The sequence below is a fragment of the Cyclobacterium xiamenense genome (assembly GCF_900109255.1).
GTDB lineage: Bacteria > Bacteroidota > Bacteroidia > Cytophagales > Cyclobacteriaceae > Cyclobacterium > Cyclobacterium xiamenense.
On record NZ_FNZH01000002.1, the window covers coordinates 857,070 to 878,019 of the forward strand.

Sequence of the window (20,950 nt, forward strand, 5' to 3'; positions counted from 1 at the left end):
ACTACTAATTCTTAATTTTCGGAAAAAGTCCCTGCATTAAGCCCTTTTTGTGCTGTTGCAATTCCGCTATCTTCTCGGCTTGGGTGGTGATGAGCTCATCCACAGATGAAAGACAGGAAGCGATTTTTTGTTGTTCTTGAATAGTTTGTGGAATTGGGATTTCGAGAGAACGAATCTGGCTGAAATTTAAACCTTGACGATTACCTCCAGCTTGAAAACCGTCTATTTGTTTTTGTCCATAATTGGAAATAAAGTACTTATTCAAGAAGACTGGATTTAAAACATGTTTTGTGCGAATTATACAGACATGTTGATTAACGTTTCCTTTTGCGATCTTTTCATTTGCAATTGCCGAACGGCCAATAGAAGCGCCTGTTATGTTAAGCAGAACATCGTTTAACTTTATTTCGGAGGAACGGAACGTGGCGTGTATTTCTTCAGCTATAAAAGCTATTTCATCTAGCAATAAAATTCCCCAGCCTATATTTTGGCTACGGACAAAAGGCCTTCCTGAACTAATATAGTTTTTATCACCCCCTTGAGGTGTTTTTCCACTTCCGACCTTGATAGTCATTTCCCCTACCTTCTTCTCAACCCATTCCCCATCCTCTTCAAACTCGGGAAAACGATACTTTGGCACTTTTCCCCTGGACCCTGATCCTGTCGAAGGGTGCGGGAAAAGGTTTTGCATCAAGCCTTTTTTGTGGACTTTGAGGGCGGTAAGCTTATCCTTGTTGGCAGCTATCAGTTCATCTAAGGAAGACAGGCAGGAGGCGATTTTTTGTTGTTCTTGGAGCGAAGGAATAGGAATTGAGATGTTCGAAAAATTCTGATAAAACAGATAGTTTCTAATTCCTCCTTCTACATTATTCTCAACTTCTTTATTGAAGAAGGGAGTCTTAATGAACTGTAAGAGAAATTCATCATTAACTTTCTCTGTGGTTTTAAAGCAAACGTACAAAGAGCTTATTATGATGTTGTCAAGGTCTCCGCTATATCCTATTGAGCCAACGTTTATTCTAGCTGGATTATATGCAAATGTATTTCTCTCAATCACTTTGTACAATGAAATATCATAATTCCTCTCGGTACTGCTAATTCCTTCAAATTGGTCATCTTGCGGCAAGAAACCTTCTTTATTATTTATTGAGTAAACTGGAAGGTTCTTATTCTCTTTGTTTCTTTTTGATATGACATTCGACAATGCACCAAGTGTATCCCTTACCCAGGTTTTGTCATTTAGAAACTCAGGAAAACGCAAGTCCGGTATCAACACCTCGACTTCGGTCATGGTATGTTTTTTCTCCTTACTCATAAGCTGCTAATCCTGAAATTTCACGCCCTTGGGCTAATTTTTTTAATTGGGGTACCAAGTCTTCCATCAATGCAGTTTCAGATTTGCTTCGTTGTTTCCAGTTCAGATCCAAAGACTCCATGAGGTCGGTGAGTTTTTCTCCATCAAATATCATTCGGCTCATGATATTTTCTACAAAGGTTTTCAGATCTGCCGTTTGCAAGCCGTGCTTCTTGGCGATGGCCGCCAGTTCTTTGTCGTACTTCTCTACTTTATAGGTTTCAAAGTTGTTTTTCAGCTCCTCTGCCGTTTGCCCAACGCTCCAATCCACTTGATTGATGTAGTCCGTCAGGTCTTCCTCTTCGTCCATCAGGTTGGCGTTGGATTTCAGCAAACTGATCACCTGTGCCTTGGTCATTTTTTGCTTGGTGGGTTTTTGCTGCGTACTATCAGCAACCAGGCTCATGATGTAATCGTAATCAATCACAGCAGAGGCAAAAAGTACAAATTCAAAATCCAACTGCTGAATGTCCTCCGTCGCGGCTTCGCCTTCCTCTTGTTGAATCTTTCTAAGCTGCTTGGCGGTTTCCAGGTACGAGCTTCTGAACTCCTGCAAGGTTTCCTTAGGCAGGATATTCTCAATTTGAGATTGCTGCTCCTCATCCAAGTCGGTATATTGGTCCAGTTGCGTTTTGAACCGCTGTACTTCCTTAAAATTTTTCACAAAAGCAATTCGTGCAGCATCTCCTTTCAGGTTGTACACTTCCTGCGGTTCGGCTGCGAGGTTGTGTTCTTCCATAAATACGTCTAAAGCTTCCACTGCTTTTTGATAGTGGTCAATCACCACAGGGGCAGGATCTACCATCCAGATTGATGCGGCCTTGCCGGCATCTTCACCGGAAAAGAGGGTGATGGCTTGGTTCACTGCTTCCTGCTGGGAACGGAAATCCAGAATATTGCCGTAGGGCTTGGTATCGTTCAGCACCCGATTGGTCCGTGAAAATGCCTGTATCAACCCGTGGTATTTCAGGTTTTTGTCCACATACAGCGTATTGAGGTACTTGGAGTCAAAACCCGTGAGTAGCATGTCCACCACAATGGTCAGGTCAATCTTTTCTTTGTGGGGCAGCTCATTGTTCGGGTATTTCTGGTCTTTGATGCGTCTTTGAACATCTTGATAATAAGAATCAAATTCGTTGATATTGTGGTTTGACCCATACTGCTTATTAAAATCAGCAATGATTTCCATCAAGGCCTTTTTCTTCTCTTCCGGATTTTGTTTGTTGTCTTCTTTTTCCTGGGCTAAATCTTCCTGAAGTTGTTTTATATCTGCCGCATTTTTCTGGCTTTGCTGGTCTCCGTTCTTGGCAATCAACTGGGCAGGTGGAGAAAAAACGCATACGATATTGAGCGGCTGATAATTCGGATCCTGAGCCTGTCGAAGAATTTGCAGCTCTTTGAACAGGCGATAGTATTCAATGGCGTTATTAATGGAAGCCGTAGCCAAAATAGCATTGAATTTTCGCTGATTGGTAGCGGCATCGTGTTTGTCGATGATTGATTCGGCTACTGCCTTTTGCGCAACAGGTTCGCCAGGCTTGGGGGTTTGGCTGCCCTTGCCTTTGAAATAGTCAATGTGAAAACGCAGTACGTTTCTGTCCTCTATGGCATGAGTGATGGTATACGCATGCAGTTGCTGTTGAAAAACAGTTTCTGTAGTCTTATACGATTCATATTCCTCTTCTCTTACCTTGTAGGTGGCGTTCTGATCAAAAATAGGAGTGCCCGTAAAGCCAAAAAGTTGGGCATTGGGGAAGAATTCTTTAATCGCATCGTGATTATCCCCAAACTGAGAGCGGTGGCACTCATCAAAAATGAAAACGATCCGCTTGTCACTCAATGGTTTTAGTCGTTCTTTGTAATTCCTTTTGTACGTTCCATCCAGTGCCAATCCCAGTTTTTGGATGGTTGTCACAATCACCTTATCGGCATAGTCGGTGGAAAGTAATCGCCTTACCAAGGTTTCGGTATTGGTGTTTTCTTCCACGCTGCCTTCCTGAAATTTATTGAACTCCTCCCGGGTCTGTCGGTCCAGGTCTTTACGGTCCACCACAAACAAACACTTTTCAATATCAGGGTTATTCTTGAGTAGGGTTGAAGCCTTGAAAGAAGTCAAGGTTTTACCGCTTCCTGTGGTATGCCAGATAAAGCCGTTCCCTCTGTTTTGGTGAATGCAGTCCACAATGGCATTAACCGCATAAATCTGATAGGGTCGCATCACCAGCAATTTCTGTTCGCTCTCCACCAATACCATATACTTGCTGACCATCTCACCGAGGGTGCACTTCTTTAGGAACTTGTCCGTGAAAGACTCAAGGTGCCGGATTTTTTGATTCTTTTCGTCAGCCAGTTGATAAATGGGCAGAAACTGCTCATCCGCATTGAATTGAAAGTGCTGCTTTTTGTTGTTGGCAAAGTAGATGGTACTGGACCGGTTGCTGACAATAAACAACTGCATAAAACACATCAGCGAATTGCCGTAGCCATTGCCTGGTTCATTTTTATAATCCACGATTTGCTGCATGGCCTTCCGTGGGGAAATATCCAGTTTCTTCAACTCAATCTGAACCACAGGCAAGCCGTTAATCAGCAAAATGATGTCAAACCTTTGGTTGCTATTTTCTGTGTTGATCCGCAGTTGGCGGGTTACCTCAAAGTCATTTTTACACCAATCCTTGATGTTTACCAAGGTGTATTGGAGGGGCTCTCCATCTTCCCTTTGGAAGTATTGCCTTTCACGCAACAACTTGGATGCTTTGAAGACATCTGGCTCAATGATTTCTTCCCGAAGCCTTAAAAACTCACTATCCGTAAGGCTTACCCGATTAAGGGCTTCAAATTTGGCTTTGAAGTTCCGCTCAAGCGTTTTCCTATCAATAATATCAGGTCGGTAGGTGTATTTTAGCTCTGTCAGCTGCTTGACCAGATCTTCTTCTATTTGATGTTCTTTGCTCATTTGAACCATCTTCAAAAATTCATTGACATATGCTGGTGAAATTGCACATTTCAAAATTATTCCAGGCTATTACTTGCCGAAATAGGCCATGTCTTTTTTATACAGGCAGTTTAAATACCTAAAATTATCTTGGAAACCTTGTGAATTCCAGCAAACTGTAAAGGTGGTGATATAGATTAGAGTAATGATCTGACAGTTCAGAAATAAGTTGTGCATTTAACTTCCCGGCTTTCTCTAGGGCTTCTTGGATTGAATCACCAGAAAGGCGATAATCGTCCTTATAGCTTTGAATTACAACTTCGTAAAAACGCTCGTAATCGATGGTGTGATGAGACTCGGGAAATTGCCCGGCCCAAACACTCAGTTTCCTTTGAATTTCAGGTGTCATTTGCTTTCTCTTTTAAGGGCTCCAACGGTTTGTAAAAGGATAGTTGCGACGCTAGAGCCAATAACGCTAACCCTTTGAGTATACCTCGAATGGTGAATATAGTTTAAATAGTTGAATGTTGCAATGGGGGAAAAAAACACTAAAGTTGGAATTTCATTCCTGAAAGATTGAAGTGGCTGGCTGTTTTGTGGTGATGATTTGTGAGAAACAAGTTTAGACTCACCGGGTAATGGAAAGTATTACCTAATAAAATAGTTCATGTTATTTGATTTATACCCTCTCGTGGACTAGGTGGCCTGGTCCTATTTCGGAGAGATCGGTACCTCGGGAGGTAATGGCTACGGTAGATAAATATGAGGGGTGCTGCCCAGGCTTATGACCTGCGACCATCCGCTCGATTGTGCTCAGCTTTTTCTTCTATTTCACTCCAGTTTTTGAAAAGCTCAGTGCTATGCAGTCTTTTGATAGTCTGGGTTCTCTTATATTTATGGTGCTGCTTTTTTGTCTTTATTTTTATGGCATAAATGTCCTTATCAAAGAAGGTCATAGTTATTTCTTCTAAAGAGGCGGCTAAGTCAATAATGTCCGACTTGATTATTAATGCTACTTCTTTGAAACTATCGTCATTACTTTCTTTTAGAAGAATGTCCACATTCGCAATATAGTCCTGGATGAAATTCAATTCTCTGAACACCTCTATGTCAAGCCAATGGGTGTTGTAGTTCACTAGTTCATAAAATCTTCTTATGAATTGATCAAATTCTTCTCTGCTTGAGATTATTACAGGATAAGTAATCACGTTATCGCCCTCGTCTGCAGATTTTGTTGATACCGTTGTCCTTAATAGGCGAGAAATTTCTAGCACTTCTTCATGTGCTTGAAGTCTTTTATCAAATATTTTTTCCAGTATGCGCAAATGGGCTTCTTTGGATTTGAGCTTCCAATTCACAAAGGATGTAAGTCCAACTCCAAGCAGAACTCCAAGCATTCCAACTAAGGTAGATATTAACGCTATTTTCTGGTCTATGGTCATTTTTAACTTGAGTACAGCGTCCAACTATCATCCGTAAGCAGGACTTTCCAAAATTTATAAAAGTATCTCATCCCGTTATACTTTGCAAATAGCTCAGTAAGCTTATGGATGATAGTGTATGTGTGTGCCCAGCATGGGCACCTGGCATCTAAAATACCAAATTATTCCATAGGGTGAAAAACCTGTACCGATTTCTATCTATATCCCCTTTTGTGCCGAGTTCCCTATATTAGCCGGGACTGGGTGTGTCCCGAAACATTAGCAAGTCGCAATACCTGCTCCGCATCAACGGGAGTCGCTTGTCGTAGGCTCAGGTCTCGGGTTAGGAAAATGGGAAGATGGCCCGCCACGGCCGATCAAATTCGGATTAAAATTACAACTATCACGTTATCATACCGAAGTAAAAAGGATACGAATCGATGCTCACCTATTACACTAAAAACAACCCATCATCCGGTCAACAGCCCTATACGAGCCCCGTACTTAAGGTGGCTTGAGAGCCTCGACCTGAGTCATTTTGCTCAGGTCGAGCTCGATTGGCATTAGTTATTCTTCCTCAAAATCAAAGGCTTTAAGTTGATTATTATAAATATCTTTTAATGCCTTTTTAAATATAACTTCTGATTCCTGTTTATTAAATTCCTTACCAGTTGCCATTTTTGTCTGCTCAATTGAATCTTTCAAGATTTCTTCTTTTAAGCCTGAATCATTCGCGAGGTTTTCCATTGTTTTAGAAAATGCTTCTTTGAATACTCTTTTTGAATCTTTATAGTAAAAGTTTGATTCCGATTTTTCCATTTCAAGGTAGGAATCGACAATATTTCCATTCTCTATTAGATGTTCAAAAAGCAAACCAAATTTAGTATATATTTCTTCTGGTTTTACAGTCTTGCTTGCTGAAATATACCCTGAGTAAGGTGATTTCCTGTATGGGTCAACTCCCTTATATAGAAATCTACCATTGCACGTCCCCATAGTTACAAAGAGCTTGTTTTTCGTTGCGACATTGATGGGTCGTAATAAATTACAGATTTCTTCCCATTTAATCAGTTCACCATTTGATAAAACTAATCCTTCTAATGCATTATCTCCATGCATTTCGAAATGAATAACAACTCCTTCCTGCATGAAATTAGCGTTGTATTGGACATATTTGATAATCTGCGAAAATGATTCTTTTGAATTTACTTTGTGAAACTGATGTGTAAAGTCTTTCCCATATAAATCTATTCGTCTTCTAATTATGTCATTATATAATGCTTCACCCGTAAAATGTACACCATCACTTTCGTCCAGACTTTCAATAACAAGTATATGCTTTACTTTTCCTGTCATTTATTTATGAGCTTTTTGTATTATGCCGAAATTAATACCACCAGTTTAGCTATAAGCAGTTGTTTCCCAAAGGGCGCTATTGCTTATAGGTTTGGTGGTGCGCCTTGAATGGTGAATATAGGTCAAAAATTTGACCGTTCCAATGGGTGAAAGTCCCTTAATCGCCGGGGTAACACCTCGAACCCAAGCAAGTGGAAATGCCTGCCCAATTTTTTCACAGGGCTGATGTGGGGTGACCAATGCACTGACGCCCTGAAGTTTCAGGATAAATAATAAGCCAGTTTGCGGTGTCTGTACTGATGAACAGAAACCTTATACTGAGACCATGAGGTCGGATGAGGTGCCACATCACGCCGAAGTCCTAGCCTTCCGAAAGGAAGGAAGCATCGAAATGGTAGATATGGCAGGAATAGGCACAAGTATATTCACCTTACCGAGGGAGGTCGCTGGGTGTCGGGAACACCTAGAGAAGTCAGCGGAGGTCATAGTAGTTACCGAAAACGATCTGTAAGAGCTACAGGGGTCTCACTGGGAATGGAAGGACCGAACATATTGTGAAGTGAAAATTCGATAAGAAGCGTTAGCGTAGCCTTATCTTAAATGTAGCGGAAAGGGAATATGGTTTAAAGAGTGACATTCCTATGCTATAAGAATCGCCGTATACGAAACCCGTATGTCCAGTGGTTTGAGAGCCTCAGCCTGTACCATTTGATTCTGTTAGGGCTAAGCTTACAGGAAAGAATTTTATCTATGAAAATATTTTATTTCTTTGGACAAGTTATCTAGGTCAGGAAAAACACTGGAAAGCTTGATTCCTAGTATTTCTAGTTCAAATGCTATTTCGGCTAAAGTATTTTGAGGTATTTTAATCTTTCTAAGCCAATTCGAATTAGGTTGGAGGCTTTCTAAAGAATTCGTTTCTGAATGAATCGTAAAAGCACTTTGTTGCATTATTATTCTCTTATGGGTTTCGATTGCAGATGTAGCAATTACACCGAGATTATCATTCCTGTCTGTGTAAAAGGCCTGATTTATCAACTCCAAAGAAGAGTTACTGTCAACTGGATAAATTAAATTTTCATGCCCAAAATATTCATTCATTTGTCCAGGACATAGCATCCAAATACATGCATCTTTCTCAGAACTGATATTACTATGTCTGTGATAATCATTTACCGCAAAATACAAAGCAATTAATGGAGACTTTGACCAGTCCAAAAGTCTAGTTGGTAATCCATGGTGTTGCATAAGTGAAAGCCAACCTGAGTTGTCACCAGCTCCTGGAAATAAGGTAGTTCTTGCCCTTGCTTTGAACAAAAACTCTCGAGTCATATATGATTCTTGCGTTTTTGAATATTCTCGCCACAAACTTGGTAGTAATTTCCAAGAATAATCTGAATGTCCACGAAACCACCAAATCACGTGTGTTTCTGATAATAAGTATTTAAAGTATTCAGTAAGTTCAGAAACATTTTTAATTGAAATTTCCATCTTTATTGCGGTTTTTTATTCTTACAAAGTATATTAAAACTTGCCTGACTATCTCATTCCGGCCGGCAGAACCCATAATCTGGTGAAATGCCGTATACGAGACCCCTATGTACGGTGGTTTGAGGGGTGCTTTGCTGGCTTATGGCCTGGGGCCATTCACAATTAGGATCTTTTATATTTCCTTATTATTTTCGATGGCTTTTACAACTCGCGAGATTTCCGGTGGAATTTCTCTCATTGACATTTCTCTAGCAATTGAAAGGGTACTTAAAGAAGCATTCCAAGTTCTGTTAGACCATTCACTAAGCCTCTTAATTACTTTCTTCCCCGAAACTAAATTCCGCTTTTCTTTATCCCATTTAGGATTAATCTCATCTCGTGCTTCAGAATGTGCTTTTCCAGCAGTATAACTTCTATTTTCATGATGAATTACTGTAGACACCGAGTCAATAACATCGTCCTTTAACGAGTCGACAATTTCGTCAATTTTGTCTGTTACAATCTGTAAAGTAATTGATTTTGTTTCTGATTTGTTACGACGAATTATTCTGTAAATAGCAGCATCACAAATGAGATAGTTCTCTATTTCCTTTTTACTCCAAACTTTAAGGTTAATCCGGTGCTTGACAGCATCATTTTGTCTTTTAGTAATTTCTTTTGAAGAGTGATAATCTGAGTCAAAAAGAGAAAAAACCGATATTCTCGTATCTCCTGCATTTCGCAACAACATTTGGGAACCAACAACATAGTTCCATCCTCCCCAGCCACCGCAAGGCATACTTGGGATAGAATCAAAAGGTTCAGAACTATTGGGAAAAAGGGTGTTTTGGAATCGCTTAAGGATTGATATGTCTTTGCCTTCAACTATTAGAAATTTTTTCGTGTTCCAAAGTCTAGCTAATTCAATATTCTGTATGCTTCCAATATTGTGAATGATGCTTTGAACAGCTGGTAAGTTGGAGGCATAAAAAGACTTTTTTTGCTGCCTGTCAATTACGAGCACTTCTTCTGGTTCAACCTCAGCCATTATTTCAATCGAATGTGTTGCCACGATCACTTGTACAAACCTATTTCTTAGAAATCTTATAAGCTTCCGCTGTAAATCTGCATGCATGTAAACATCAGGTTCATCAAGAATTACAGTTGAGTTCTTATGGCTCCTAGCTAAAAACCATATTGTTTGAAGCCACATTTGTAATCCGTGACCCATCCACCCAACCTCTGCCACAAAGTAATCGTCTTGGACTAGTAGCGCCAATTTGCTGCCAGTTGTTTGTGATCTCCCTGATAACTCAACTATCCTTAGTCCAGGCCAAGTATCTTCAGCCATTCTCTTAAATTCCTGATACCTTGAATTCAATTGGTTAAGTTGATTTCTAAAGTGCCTAGAAGCTAGGGAGGATGATATATTTGAGAGAATGTAATCTGCTCTTAGTGTTTCCTCTACCGTTTGTAATGGCCCGATTTGAGGAAGAATGTTTATTACTGGAAATCTAGCTTCTCTAGCTTGACCCTTTGTTTGAATTATTTGTCCCGTTTTATCAAACAACACTCCATGAAGTTCACCTTCATTTCCAATATAAAGAATCACTTTGTAATCGTTTTTGAAGATAGCCTCTATTTTGGAAGGGGCATTTCCATAACGATGAAATAAATTATCTCTAGAAAATTCGATCCCTTTCAGCGATGGTGAAACACCTCGAAAATTTAACGGTAATTCTGTCCATGCTGGCGGATTTCTAAATACGAGATTTTCATATCTTGTTGTAACCAATGAAATAAGTCTGAGAGATTCAATAAGGGTCGATTTACCCGCATTATTCTTCCCAACTACAATTGAAAGCTTTTTGAATCTAATCTCGTGTTCATCAAAGCAGCGATAGTTATTTAAGATTAAGGTCTTGATCACAGGCGGTAATTGAGTGCACTCTGCATTTTATTTAACGTTTAACGGTATCCCAATCTAATACGTTTTTGATGTTTTTGAAAGGATCTACTTGCACATTGGTATTTAATTCAGGGGTTTTGGTGGAGGAATGGCTATGTAACCATTGATCGTGAAGCAAATTTATTCCGGTTTTGAGTAAATGAATGGCATTACTACGGCGGAGTATATTATCTTTTTCTTTACACCTTGGAATTTCACCGTCTCGTTGAATTCAGGGCAAGGCACAAAAAAAGCTACAGAATTGAATCTGTAGCCCTCTTAAATTGTGAAGCGATAGTAAGTAATTAAAAAATAACACAAACCACCCGTACAACATTTTGGTCAACATTTTACGTAACCTACTGATATTTAGTCACTTCTGCTCCTCCTCTTGGGCTCGAACCAAGGACCCTCTGATTAACAGTCAGATGCTCTAACCAACTGAGCTAAGGAGGAATAATCGCGTTTTCAGGGCTTTTCCTTAAACGAGATGCAAACATAACAGCTTACTTATTTTTTTCCAAATATGGGTGCACGGATTTTTCGTGAATTTTCCACCAATCCCAACATGGGTGTCAGTATCAGCGAGTTAATTTCCATCGGTGCATCGGTTCGTTTGAGTTTTTCGGCTCGCTCCGAGTCACTATTGCCTTTCGCATGATTTTTTAAGCATCGCCCTTTTTTTTACATGAAAAAAGTATAAATTTGCCCTTCCGTTATAGGAGGGAATGTTTAGCAATCCATGCTAGCATTTCTTTTAAAATCTCGGGGTGTAGCGCAGTCCGGTAGGGTATCCTGACAGGAGTCAGGAGGGTCGTGGGTTCAAATCCCATAAAGTACATTTGAAATATTGGCTAATTAATAAATCTCGGGGTGTAGCGCAGTCCGGTAGCGTACTTGCATGGGGTGCAAGGGGTCGTCGGTTCAAATCCGGCCACCCCGACGAGAGTTGAGCCAGGCTGGTTTCCCAGTCTGGCTTTTTTTATGGAATAGTTTGTATACATACTGTACTCCGCTTCGCTGGATCGTTTTTACGTAGGCCAGACCCAGGACCTTGAAGCGCGCCTTCAGCGACATAATTCCGGAAGAAATAAGTCCACAAAAGGAGGCATGCCCTGGGAAATGGTTCATGTTGAAACCTGTGCGGACAGAACTGAAGCGGTCAGCAAAGAAACAAAAATCAAAAACCTCGGAAGTAAACGGTACCTTCAGATAATCGGTAAAGATTTTAACCCTCAGCAGCCAGGAAGCGTATTCCGACAGTAGTCAGGAAGGTCGTTGGTTCAACTAGAACGAAGCCTGACCTAAGTCAGGGCTCCCCGAGGAGCGTTAGGCCCGTAGGGGATAGCTGCTGGCTTTTTTTATTTCAGTCAAATATGGGAAAATTATCCGCCAATTTCCAGTGTCGGTTACTCGCTTTCTTCGAAAAATCGTACCTTAGACTGCGCCGAATAATTTCCTGGTTGGAATTTTTTTGGTGCGCTATTTTTGTAACCAATCCACTACGTAACGAGTAAGTTAAAAATGGCATTCAAAGCAATTTTATTTTCCGTATTTGCGGGTCTTAGCTTTCAATCCCTGGCACAGACCCTAGAGATCAAACCCTACCTGCAAGATGTAGAGCCGAATTCCGCCATTGTCATGTGGCAAACCTCCGAAGGGGAAGAAAGCATCGTGGAATGGGGCACCAGTCCCGAATTGGGTGAAAGTGCTTCGGGTACTTCTGAAGCGATCAATTATGACGATGCACGGGTTCATACCGTCAAAATTACCGGTTTGGAACGGTTTACCGAATACTATTACCGGGTGCGAACCGGAAATGCCCGTTCCGATATTTTTCAATTTAAAACGCCTCCGTTTTCCAGCGATGGAAAAGAATTTAAAATTGTTGCGATGAGCGACATGCAGTACGACTACAATCAGCCCGATAAATTTCATGAAGTGTTGAACGAAGGGGTTATCGGCTACCTGGAAAAAGAGTTTGGCGGATCCTTGCCTGATAACCTGGCCATGGTGCTGATACCGGGAGATCTGGTAGAAAATGGGGCAAAATTTCATCAATGGAAAGACCACTTTTTTAACCCGGCGGAGAATTTATTTGCCCAAGTGCCGGTGTACCCGGTACCCGGAAACCATGAGCGCAATTCTGTTTACTACTTTAAATATTTTAGTCTGCCCGAAAATGGGACGCCCGCTTATGCCGAACATTGGTGGTACAAAGATTACGGCAACACCCGGGTCATTGGTTTGGACTCAAACGATGGGTACCGGGATTTACGCGAACAATTGGACTGGCTGAAGGAAGTATTGGCGGACACCGAAAACGACGATAAAATCGATTTCGTTTTTGCGCAATTGCACCATCCGTATAAGTCCGAACTTTGGATTCCGGGTGAAGAGGATTTTACGGGGCGGATCGTTAAGGAATTGGAACAATTTTCGACCAAAACGGGAAAGCCCAGTATTCACTTTTTTGGACACACGCACGGATATTCCAGGGGACAATCCAGGGACCACAAACACCTCTGGATCAATGTGGCCTCGGCAGGAGGGGCCATCGATAACTGGGGTGAATTTGAGGGCAGGGATTACGATGAGTTTACCGTTACACAAGATGAGTACGGATTTGTCATGGTGTCCATAGACGGCGATCGAAAAGACCCAAAATTCACCATAAAACGAATTAGCCGCGGTAATACCATTGAACACCGGGAGAACGAATTGAGAGATTCCATTACGGTATGGAGAAAAGAACGCAAACCGAATACCCCCGAAGCCATGTCGCCAACGGGATCCGGGGTTTCTATCGAGGGGGCCGTGTTGAAAGCCGGTCCCTTTACGAGCGACTATACCGGTACGTTTCATGCAGCGTCCCATTGGCAGGTATCCAGATCCATGGGGTTTGAGACATTGGATTACGAGAGCTGGCAACAATACCAGAATTGGTACTACAAAGAAAATCGGCAAAAGGATGATGACTTGACGGATGAAAAAACGGAGCGCCTAGCTCCCAATACAAGTTACTATTGGCGGGTTCGTTACCGGGATCAAAACCTGAATTGGAGTGATTGGTCAGCTGTAAGGACGTTTCAGACCGACGAAAAATAACGATTGATCCGTAGTATTCCCATGAAATAGGTGCTTCTCAGCCGCACACAGCTCCTGTATACTCCGAACCTGGGGTGCCGTATGGGGAAAGGGAGTTGACCCGGCCGCACCTGTACACCAAGTCGTCGGTCTTTCCTAAGGGGGGCTATTTCCAGAAGTCCCGTACGAGTTTTCAATGTGGAGAATTCCGGTTCCTTTTATTACTTGACGTTTTTAAAACCTGCTGCCGTTGGTGCCGAACCGGCTAAAGCAGTACCGGAGTGGGTGGCTATTTGATTGAAGACCGTCTTCGAGGGATGCATAGGAGGGGATGCCGTGAGTAGCGGTAATATTTTGACGGCAGGCCCCATCAACTAGTGCAGCAACCGTGAAAATTCCGTTTTGGCAGCTAGTTGCAGTAGGTTTTACGGAGACAAGTAATGGACAATATGCGAATTTTTCTGGAGTAAAATTCGGAAAGCAAACCGATCAGAAGGAAAAACTGCTCCACCACTTTTAAAACGTCATCCTGACAAGGAGGGGAATGCAAAGAACCTGTCGGGGAAAATTTTTTCCGCAAGTAGCCTGCTTTCTTAACTAAAGTGAACGAGTTATGGCATCTCCCTAATCTACTTTTGAATGATCATCATAAAAAAAAGACATGCAAAAAAGAATACGGTGGATTGGTTTTGTCATTTTGATGGCAAATAGCTTTTACGTCAATGCACAATACGCCCTGCAGGATAGTACTTCTAAAAGATTTTTTGTTGGTAGCACCTTCTTCGTCCTTGGAAATTTCGCCGAGGCAAACAGGCCTGATTTTGTACAGGTTAATTCCGGCTACCGGATCACACAAAAGGATGTGGTATCCTTAGAGCTCAAAACCTGGAAATATGCCTGGTCACTGGGTATTCCATACGGAGCTTCTTATGAAGCACCGGAAGAAAAGTTTCCGGGATACATTAGAGAATATGGTTTTGCGCTGGTTTATCAGCGATTTTGGTGGAAAGGTCTGTATTCGGGAATTCATGTAATGAATGCCTGGCAGCGTTTTGTAGATGAGAATAATCAGAAAATCGACAAGGGTTTTCAAATTTTTAACACCTACCGTCTTGGCTACCATATTAAGCTGTTCAAAAACAGGTTTTTCATTGAACCATCCATTGCAATCACCCATCGTCTCTTTCACACAGAAATGCCTGATGGATTCAGGCAGCAAGATGACAAATGGTCGAAATTTTTCTATGGAGAGCCCGGGCTGCATTTTGGATTTAATTTTTAGGCAATGAAAGCGGTTATTTGCACCAAATATGGAAGTTCCGAAGTGCTTCGGTTAAAAGAAGCACAAAAGCCCAATTGGAATTTATTAAAACTCATTTTGAAAAGGGAGAGATGAAAGCAACAATCGATGCAACATCTTCGCTTGAAGGAATGCAGCACGCCCATGGCGAGGTAGACACGGAAAGAAAAAAGGGGGATGTAGTGATAAGGGTAACCAACTAATAAAACTATAATAAATAATTAAATGATGAATAAAAGGAAAACTATGCTAAATGTAACAAAATCGGCCTTTTTGGTATTTTCATTCGTACTTATTTCATGCGAAAAAGACGACTGCTTACCAAAAAATCCGTGTGAAGTACAAAACCCAATACAGGAATTACCCTGGCTAAAAGAAGCCATTGATGAGGTGCGTACTGATGAATACTCCTACTATTCCACGGCTTTGTATCAAGGTGAAAGGATTTTCTTTTATGGCAACTGTGACCCCTTGGCAAATTACGCATCAATTATCCGGAACTGTGCTGGAGATGAATTGGGAAATACGAATGAGGTTTATGATAGGCTTTCAGAAATTGAGGTGATATGGAAGCCGGAGAACTCAAAATGTAATTTATAATGCATGGGATTATTTGGAACGATCTATAAGAAATCCAGCATCGTTATACTAGGCGTCTAAATTTGAAAAAATAGGATTATCCATAAGATGAAATATAAACCAGGAGACACGTCACATGAGAAACGCGGAAACGTAAAAAAGGCTCCAATAGGAAGAGAATTTTATTTCCTTTACAGACACTCATTTCTTTGTAGTCGGTAAATGAATAGGCACCAAAATTGCTAATTCGGAGTGCACCACTAATGGAAACATAAGCGCCTTTAAAAAAGGCGTTGATACGAAAGGGTACCACAATGCGCTCAATGCCCCTTTTGCATCCACTTTTCCACCGCCTCCCGGTATGCTTCTCCGATCGAAAATTCCTGGTCTCCTAAAAAAAGGCTGTTTTTACGGACGGCGGTAATCTCAGCCAGGGCGACCGCATAGGATTTGTGGATACGGATAAATTTATTTGCTGGCAAAACCGACTCCAGTTCCTTAAAGCTCATGCGCACCAGCAGGGGCTGCTCCCGGTCCTTTAAGTAAAATTTTATGTAGTCTCCATAGCCTTTCATCCAGACAATGTCCTCAAACCGGATTTTCAATTGGCTGTAATCTACCTGTGCAAAGAAATGGTCGGGGGCCTTTCCGGGACTATCTGCCGGTTTTGCACGCTTCAATTCGTAGCGTTCTTTGGCCCGGTTGCAGGCCTTGATAAACCGCTCCAGCGGTACCGGTTTCACGAGGTAATCTACCACGTCCAGGTCAAAACTGTCCACGGCATATTGGCTATAAGCGGTAATGAAAATGACCATGGGTTTCGTTTGCAGGCTGGAAATAAACTGAAACCCCGTCAGTCCGGGCATTTGAATATCGGTAAATACCAGATCTACAGGCTGCGCGCGCAACGCTTCCATGGCCTCAAAAGCATTGCTACAGGTGGCCAGCAGCCGTAAATAGGGGACCTTGCTGATGTTGTCCTTCAGGAGTTCAAGAGCGAGCGGCTCGTCATCGATGGCGATACAGGTGATCATGTTCGGAGGGTTAGGTCTAAATGTACGGTAAACCAGCCATCGGAGCGGCGAATATGGAGTTGGTGCGTATCTCCATAGAGCAGTTCGAGCCTTCGTTTTACATTGGCCAGTTCAATTCCCGACCCACTTTCGTTACTTGCGTCACCCGAGGCGAATTTGTTTTTTACGCAATAATGCAGCCGGTTCCCCTGCGTTGTCAGGGAGATATGGATGGCGGGTTCGGCAATCAGTCCGGTACCGTGCTTGAAGGCGTTCTCCACAAAGGGAATCAGCAGCATGGGTTCGATATGGTGCCAGTCTTCGGTAGGGTTCAGGTCGATATCCAGCCGCAGTCGGTCTCCGATGCGTTGCTGCTGCAGGTCGATATAGCCCTTCAGGTATTCCAATTCCCGCTTTAGCAGTACTTTTTCCTCGTCCGTTTCGTAAAACATGTATTTTACCAAAGCTGCAAGTTTTAGCAAGGTGGGTTCCAGCGCATCGCTTTTCATCCGGGCGAGGGCTACCGTGTTGTTCAATACGTTTAGAAAGAAATGCGGATTGATTTGTGACCGGAGAAAGGCCAGTTCGGTCTTCAGGTTTTCTTGTTGTTGTTCGCTAGCCAGCCGATCGGATCGGATCTTGTCGGATACGGACCTAAAGGCGATTGCCGCCATCAGAATACATACAAAGGGAACCGCATTGTAAAGCGCGGAGCGGTAAACGGAAAAAGACAAATCGGCCAGAAAGATTCCAAAAAGCAGGCGGTGAACGAGCAGGATGCCAGCAAAGAGCAGTAGTTGGAGGAGCAGGTAACCGGCAAATTTCCGTTGGTACAGGAAGCGGGGAATCAGCAGCCGGGTGTTTGCATAAAAAAGGATGACCCAGAAGATGTTGGTCAGGCTGTTTAGGTACAGAAAGTTTTCGGCCTGCGCGGATCGTGGTCCCCTGCCTCCGTAGCCCTGCTCCACGAGAAAGGGCAGCAGGAAAAAAATGGACCAGGTCAATACGTGCAGCATGGGAGCCTGGTATTTTTGAAACGAAGTGAAAAGGTTAGCCATGTGGGTTTTAAATTAGATGCACCAATATACAAAATCGTAGGCGAACCCCGTTTTGCAAAAACTGTCGGGGCGTAGGCAAAAAAAAGAAACCGGTTGGTATCCGGTTTCCAATGCTGGGTAAGAAATACCCCATTCAGTGAGAAGGGAGCCATTAGCCCACTTCGATGTATTGGGAATAAGTGGTTTTCCCGTCCACTACCCGAATCGTATAGCTGTCTTTCACTGCCTTTTCAAAGTTGAATACTTTGTCAATGCTGCCGTCTACGTTTTCTGTGGTCCGGAAGACTTCGGCATTTTGGCTATTGGTTATCTTAATGTCCACCTTTTTGAGGTCCTTTGACGACAGGGCAAGGAACACGGTGGCTCCATCTACCCGAAATACCGAGGGAGAGGATTTTTCCTCTTTCTGGACGATTTCTATCCGGTCCTCAACCAATTTCAAGGTGTAGACCAGGCTCGCCTCCGGGTTGTCCACCCGGAAGAAATACGTGCCATTGGCTAATTGCTCCAGGTTAAACTTTTTTGAATAGGTCCCGTCGTAGGCATCGGCGAAAAACAAGGTGTTCGCAGATTGATCGGTGATGGAAATGGTTGTTCCCCGTAACTGGGAGTTTAATTGAATAAAGAGATTTTTTCCCTCATCCGAAATCAGCAGGTTTGGATTGGGAGCAGGGGTCATGCTCGTAAGCGATACGAGAAATAAAACGGCTATTGCGGCACTTTTCATTAGATTTTTCATGGTTTTTGATGTTTAGGTCTGCCGTTTGACAGGCAGGTAACAAATAATTTATGCTACAAACCTACCCGGAAAAATCCCTCCTTTTCGGAGAAGGGGACCAACTGGAAACGGTCTGCGATGAAACCGGAAATTTCTGCGACGAAAAATGGTTTTCGGGAAAGAAAAACAAGCAATTGGCAGAAAGCGTAGCCGTTCCCTGGTATAGGAATACCCTGCAAACGGCTATCCAGCGTTCGGTATGAACCCACTTTTATACCTGCGAGCGCCTGCCGTGTCCCGTTCCCTCGGAAATCGGTATTTCTCAGAAAGTGCAATTACAGAAGCAAACTTTTAAATTTCCATTTCCGCGGTGCCAGGGAAATCAGGCCGGGTGTGGATCCTGTATAAACTCCCCTAAAAGTATATTCGGACCCGTGCAGATAAGCGGTTCGCAAATCAGGGTACAGCGCAATCGGAATCTGGAAAAAATGGATCCTTTTTCCGGGGTAAACCTGAAGTCGTCGTTCATATTTGGATTCATTGGCACCTTAAAGCCGTGCCTGTTCCCAACCAGGTACTATTCCTCAAAACCAGTAAGACTTCTTCCGGGCAATCTCACGACAAACAGCCAAGAAAATTCCGACAGGAACGAGTTGAGCCGGTTTTCCGATTACCGGGGCAGGTGGTAAAAATGCCCGTCTTCGCCGCCTGCCAGTATCTCCCAAACACCGTCGCCGTTCCAATCCACAAAGGTTGGGCTGGTGGTGTGTCCGGCCAGCATTTGCTCCGTAAACGGGGCATTGTATCGGAAGACCACCTTCTCCGGATTTTGGCTGATATTTTCAAATAGCGAAACGTTCAGGCTATTGACCAGCAGGTCCATATCGCCATCGTTGTCCCAGTCTACAAAGCTGATTTTGCGCCGACCGCTTCTGCCGGCTATCCCTGTATTCAGCCGAAGCGGGCCGGGTGCAGCCTCTTCCACTTCGTTTTTGCTGGTCAATGCGCTGGCATTTTCTCCATAAAAAATGCGTTTCCCGGGCTGCAAAACGGTTTCTTTACCCTTTCGGCTGCCCTGATACCAGGCCAGGTAGCCTTCATGATCCAGCATGACCAGGTCCATGACTCCGTCTTTGTCCCAGTCGATGGCATAGGGTGTGGTTCGCCACTGGCTGACCAGTTCCCCTTCTGCCGGCTTCCACCAGTTCCAGCTCGGGTACGGCGGCGCCTGATCTCCCCAATCTACCCGCACCGGTTGGGGGGCTTGCAGTTCGGTACCGGTATTGCGGATCCATTCCACCTTTCCCCAGATGGAATTGAAAAGGATATCCTGATGGCCGTCTCCGTCCCAGTCGGCGACGGTGAGGGTGGTGTAGCCCCATTTGGCTTCTGCCGGACCCTGAATGGAACCTCTGTCCCCAGCCTGAATGCGGATCGGTTGGCCGTCGACTTCCAAGAGCTTCGGTTCGGCCCAACTGGGTTTGGGGCCGCCGCTCAGGTTTTCAATAAAGGCAATGTACCCGGCCGAATTGCCGGCGATGAGGTCTTCGTCTCCATCGGAATCCCAGTCCACGCTTACCGGCGTTACCAAAGCGCCAAATTTTAAATGGTCGGCTCGCTGCCGGAAATACCTGGGAGCCGTAAATTGCGGCATGCCGTCTTGCATTTCGCCGGTATTCCGCACCCAGGCTACCCGTCCGTCTTCATCGCCGACGATCAGGTCTACATGCCCGTCCTGATCCCAGTCAATGGCCACGGGAATGATCATCTCCAGATCCATTTTGATCAGGCCTTCCCCATTCTCCAAAAACCTGCCTTCCTTGTATACCGGTTGTTCCCGGCTGCCGACATTTTCAAAATACGTCATCCGGTCCAGAAATTCACCGCAAATCAAATCCAGGTCTCCGTCTCCATCGTAATCTGCCAGGTTGGGGGAAGGAGCGCCGTATACATCGATTTCTTTTCCTCCGGCCTGCAGTCGGCCGCGGTTGTGGTATTGCCCGTCCTTGTTTTCCAGCAGGTACACGTAGCCATGCAGGGGGCCATTGACCCAATTGCCGGTACTATCGTAGGCGTTGTCCCAACCATAATCCGACCAGTCGTCCATGCCCACCAGGATATCCAGGTCACCATCGCCTTCGTAATCGACCATTTTCCATTGGTTGAACCGCGGGCTTTTCCCCAAATCTTTGGTAAGTTCCTCGATGGGGAACAAGGCCTGCGGTTCGGAATCCAGGGCCCTGCGGAAATCCTTCAGTTCGGCTCCGGGGATGGTCACCTTGGGTTCTCCCGGGCCGTAGTGGGAAATCTGAACTTTGGGGATGGCATCTCCCAGGCGTACCGGAGGTTCGAAGATGGGAAAAGCTTCTCCGCTGCTGTTTTCGAAAAAGTAAAGGCCATTAAACGGCTTGTCCGGACAGGACACCAACAAGTCCATGTCCCCGTCTCCGTCGTAATCCAGGGGCAGCGGCCAGGCCCACAAGCCCACTCCCAGGTAGGAACTGGCCTCGGGTCGGTTGTAATTGACCCGGGTAAATTCGGAAACGGTATCGGCGGTTTCGGTAGCTTGTTTCTGGCAACCTGTTCCCAGCAGGAGGCAGGAGACAAGAAGTGACAAAGCGGTTTGCGGGTAGCTTGGCATGGGTGCTGTTTTTTGATACGGTTGGATTTTATTGGCAACTAGTAATTTACCCCGGCAGGGGCTAAATGGG

16 protein-coding genes and 2 tRNA genes are annotated in these 20,950 nt (G+C 43.8%); 6 read left to right on the forward strand and 12 right to left on the reverse strand.

Features of this window, described 5'->3' with window-relative positions; all coding sequences use genetic code 11:
- Window positions 1-4: 4 nt before the first annotated feature.
- The 8 genes from BMW71_RS08385 to BMW71_RS08425 all read right to left on the reverse strand — a co-directional run bounded on the left by BMW71_RS08385 (window position 5) and on the right by BMW71_RS08425 (window position 10,940).
- Window positions 5-1,291 carry a restriction endonuclease subunit S gene (locus BMW71_RS08385; RefSeq protein WP_092172815.1) on the reverse strand — a complete coding sequence of 429 codons (1,287 nt, stop codon included), beginning with the start codon at window positions 1,289-1,291 and terminating at the stop codon, window positions 5-7.
- 16 nt (window positions 1,292-1,307) lie between these two features.
- Window positions 1,308-4,310, reverse strand: coding sequence for a type I restriction endonuclease subunit R (locus BMW71_RS08390; RefSeq protein ID WP_092172048.1), 3,003 nt, complete (start codon window positions 4,308-4,310; stop codon window positions 1,308-1,310).
- Window positions 4,311-4,434: 124 nt separating this feature from the next.
- Complete coding sequence (locus BMW71_RS08395; protein WP_092172051.1) at window positions 4,435-4,698, reverse strand: hypothetical protein; 264 nt, start codon at window positions 4,696-4,698, stop codon at window positions 4,435-4,437.
- Window positions 4,699-5,071: 373 nt separating this feature from the next.
- The gene (locus BMW71_RS08400; RefSeq protein ID WP_143057590.1) at window positions 5,072-5,731 is read right to left on the reverse strand and encodes a hypothetical protein; all 660 of its coding nucleotides are present in this window, start codon (window positions 5,729-5,731) and stop codon (window positions 5,072-5,074) included.
- A 546-nt stretch (window positions 5,732-6,277) separates the two neighbouring features.
- Window positions 6,278-7,066 carry a hypothetical protein gene (locus tag BMW71_RS08405; RefSeq protein ID WP_092172057.1) on the reverse strand — a complete coding sequence of 263 codons (789 nt, stop codon included), beginning with the start codon at window positions 7,064-7,066 and terminating at the stop codon, window positions 6,278-6,280.
- A gap of 744 nt (window positions 7,067-7,810) precedes the next feature.
- On the reverse strand, window positions 7,811-8,557 hold the full coding sequence (locus BMW71_RS08410; RefSeq protein WP_092172059.1) for an FRG domain-containing protein: 747 nt from the start codon (window positions 8,555-8,557) through the stop codon (window positions 7,811-7,813).
- A 172-nt stretch (window positions 8,558-8,729) separates the two neighbouring features.
- Window positions 8,730-10,466: an ATP-dependent nuclease gene (locus tag BMW71_RS08415; RefSeq protein ID WP_092172062.1), complete on the reverse strand. Its 1,737-nt coding sequence runs from the start codon at window positions 10,464-10,466 to the stop codon at window positions 8,730-8,732.
- A 400-nt stretch (window positions 10,467-10,866) separates the two neighbouring features.
- Window positions 10,867-10,940, reverse strand: a tRNA-Asn gene (locus BMW71_RS08425).
- 413 nt (window positions 10,941-11,353) lie between these two features.
- Here BMW71_RS08425 and BMW71_RS08430 point away from each other — a divergent pair.
- The 5 genes from BMW71_RS08430 (at window position 11,354) to BMW71_RS08455 (ending at window position 15,471) form a co-directional block, all read left to right on the forward strand.
- Window positions 11,354-11,427: transfer RNA gene (locus BMW71_RS08430), tRNA-Pro, on the forward strand.
- 62 nt (window positions 11,428-11,489) lie between these two features.
- Entirely contained in the window at window positions 11,490-11,750 is a 261-nt protein-coding gene (locus BMW71_RS08435) for a GIY-YIG nuclease family protein (protein ID WP_262485668.1), read from the forward strand.
- Between the two features lie 258 nt (window positions 11,751-12,008).
- Window positions 12,009-13,592 carry a purple acid phosphatase family protein gene (locus BMW71_RS08440; RefSeq protein ID WP_092172067.1) on the forward strand — a complete coding sequence of 528 codons (1,584 nt, stop codon included), beginning with the start codon at window positions 12,009-12,011 and terminating at the stop codon, window positions 13,590-13,592.
- Window positions 13,593-14,232: 640 nt separating this feature from the next.
- Complete coding sequence (locus BMW71_RS08445) at window positions 14,233-14,853, forward strand: hypothetical protein (RefSeq protein ID WP_092172070.1); 621 nt, start codon at window positions 14,233-14,235, stop codon at window positions 14,851-14,853.
- Window positions 14,854-15,096: 243 nt separating this feature from the next.
- Window positions 15,097-15,471, forward strand: coding sequence for a hypothetical protein (locus BMW71_RS08455; protein WP_143057591.1), 375 nt, complete (start codon window positions 15,097-15,099; stop codon window positions 15,469-15,471).
- Between the two features lie 299 nt (window positions 15,472-15,770).
- Here BMW71_RS08455 and BMW71_RS08460 read toward each other — a convergent pair whose 3' ends face one another.
- The 3 genes from BMW71_RS08460 to BMW71_RS08470 form a co-directional block, all read right to left on the reverse strand.
- Complete coding sequence (locus BMW71_RS08460) at window positions 15,771-16,484, reverse strand: LytR/AlgR family response regulator transcription factor (RefSeq protein WP_092172078.1); 714 nt, start codon at window positions 16,482-16,484, stop codon at window positions 15,771-15,773.
- Window positions 16,481-17,521, reverse strand: coding sequence for a sensor histidine kinase (locus BMW71_RS08465; protein ID WP_092172081.1), 1,041 nt, complete (start codon window positions 17,519-17,521; stop codon window positions 16,481-16,483). Before BMW71_RS08465 ends, BMW71_RS08460 begins: the two co-directional genes overlap by 4 nt.
- Before the next feature lie 151 nt (window positions 17,522-17,672).
- Entirely contained in the window at window positions 17,673-18,260 is a 588-nt protein-coding gene (locus tag BMW71_RS08470) for a hypothetical protein (protein ID WP_143057592.1), read from the reverse strand.
- Between the two features lie 50 nt (window positions 18,261-18,310).
- On the opposite strand from BMW71_RS08470, the gene BMW71_RS08475 reads away from it, so the two are divergent.
- A complete protein-coding gene (locus tag BMW71_RS08475) occupies window positions 18,311-18,502 on the forward strand; it encodes a hypothetical protein (RefSeq protein ID WP_092172086.1) in 192 nt (63 codons plus the stop codon).
- A gap of 407 nt (window positions 18,503-18,909) precedes the next feature.
- On the opposite strand, the gene BMW71_RS08485 is transcribed toward BMW71_RS08475, so the two are convergent.
- Window positions 18,910-20,880: an FG-GAP repeat domain-containing protein gene (locus BMW71_RS08485; RefSeq protein ID WP_092172091.1), complete on the reverse strand. Its 1,971-nt coding sequence runs from the start codon at window positions 20,878-20,880 to the stop codon at window positions 18,910-18,912.
- Window positions 20,881-20,950 lie beyond the last annotated feature (70 nt).

What these genes read in the sequence shown, in the direction of transcription:
- BMW71_RS08385 (WP_092172815.1), bottom strand. Translation starts at nt 1,291, where the DNA reads ATGACCGAAGTCGAGGTGTTGATACCGGACTTGCGTTTTCCTGAGTTT.
- BMW71_RS08390 (WP_092172048.1), bottom strand. Translation starts at nt 4,310, where the DNA reads ATGAGCAAAGAACATCAAATAGAAGAAGATCTGGTCAAGCAGCTGACA.
- BMW71_RS08395 (WP_092172051.1), bottom strand. Translation starts at nt 4,698, where the DNA reads ATGACACCTGAAATTCAAAGGAAACTGAGTGTTTGGGCCGGGCAATTT.
- BMW71_RS08400 (WP_143057590.1), bottom strand. Translation starts at nt 5,731, where the DNA reads ATGACCATAGACCAGAAAATAGCGTTAATATCTACCTTAGTTGGAATG.
- BMW71_RS08405 (WP_092172057.1), bottom strand. Translation starts at nt 7,066, where the DNA reads ATGACAGGAAAAGTAAAGCATATACTTGTTATTGAAAGTCTGGACGAA.
- BMW71_RS08410 (WP_092172059.1), bottom strand. Translation starts at nt 8,557, where the DNA reads ATGGAAATTTCAATTAAAAATGTTTCTGAACTTACTGAATACTTTAAA.
- BMW71_RS08440 (WP_092172067.1), top strand. Translation starts at nt 12,009, where the DNA reads ATGGCATTCAAAGCAATTTTATTTTCCGTATTTGCGGGTCTTAGCTTT.
- BMW71_RS08445 (WP_092172070.1), top strand. Translation starts at nt 14,233, where the DNA reads ATGCAAAAAAGAATACGGTGGATTGGTTTTGTCATTTTGATGGCAAAT.
- BMW71_RS08455 (WP_143057591.1), top strand. Translation starts at nt 15,097, where the DNA reads ATGATGAATAAAAGGAAAACTATGCTAAATGTAACAAAATCGGCCTTT.
- BMW71_RS08460 (WP_092172078.1), bottom strand. Translation starts at nt 16,484, where the DNA reads ATGATCACCTGTATCGCCATCGATGACGAGCCGCTCGCTCTTGAACTC.
- BMW71_RS08465 (WP_092172081.1), bottom strand. Translation starts at nt 17,521, where the DNA reads ATGGCTAACCTTTTCACTTCGTTTCAAAAATACCAGGCTCCCATGCTG.
- BMW71_RS08470 (WP_143057592.1), bottom strand. Translation starts at nt 18,260, where the DNA reads ATGAAAAATCTAATGAAAAGTGCCGCAATAGCCGTTTTATTTCTCGTA.
- BMW71_RS08475 (WP_092172086.1), top strand. Translation starts at nt 18,311, where the DNA reads ATGCTACAAACCTACCCGGAAAAATCCCTCCTTTTCGGAGAAGGGGAC.
- BMW71_RS08485 (WP_092172091.1), bottom strand. Translation starts at nt 20,880, where the DNA reads ATGCCAAGCTACCCGCAAACCGCTTTGTCACTTCTTGTCTCCTGCCTC.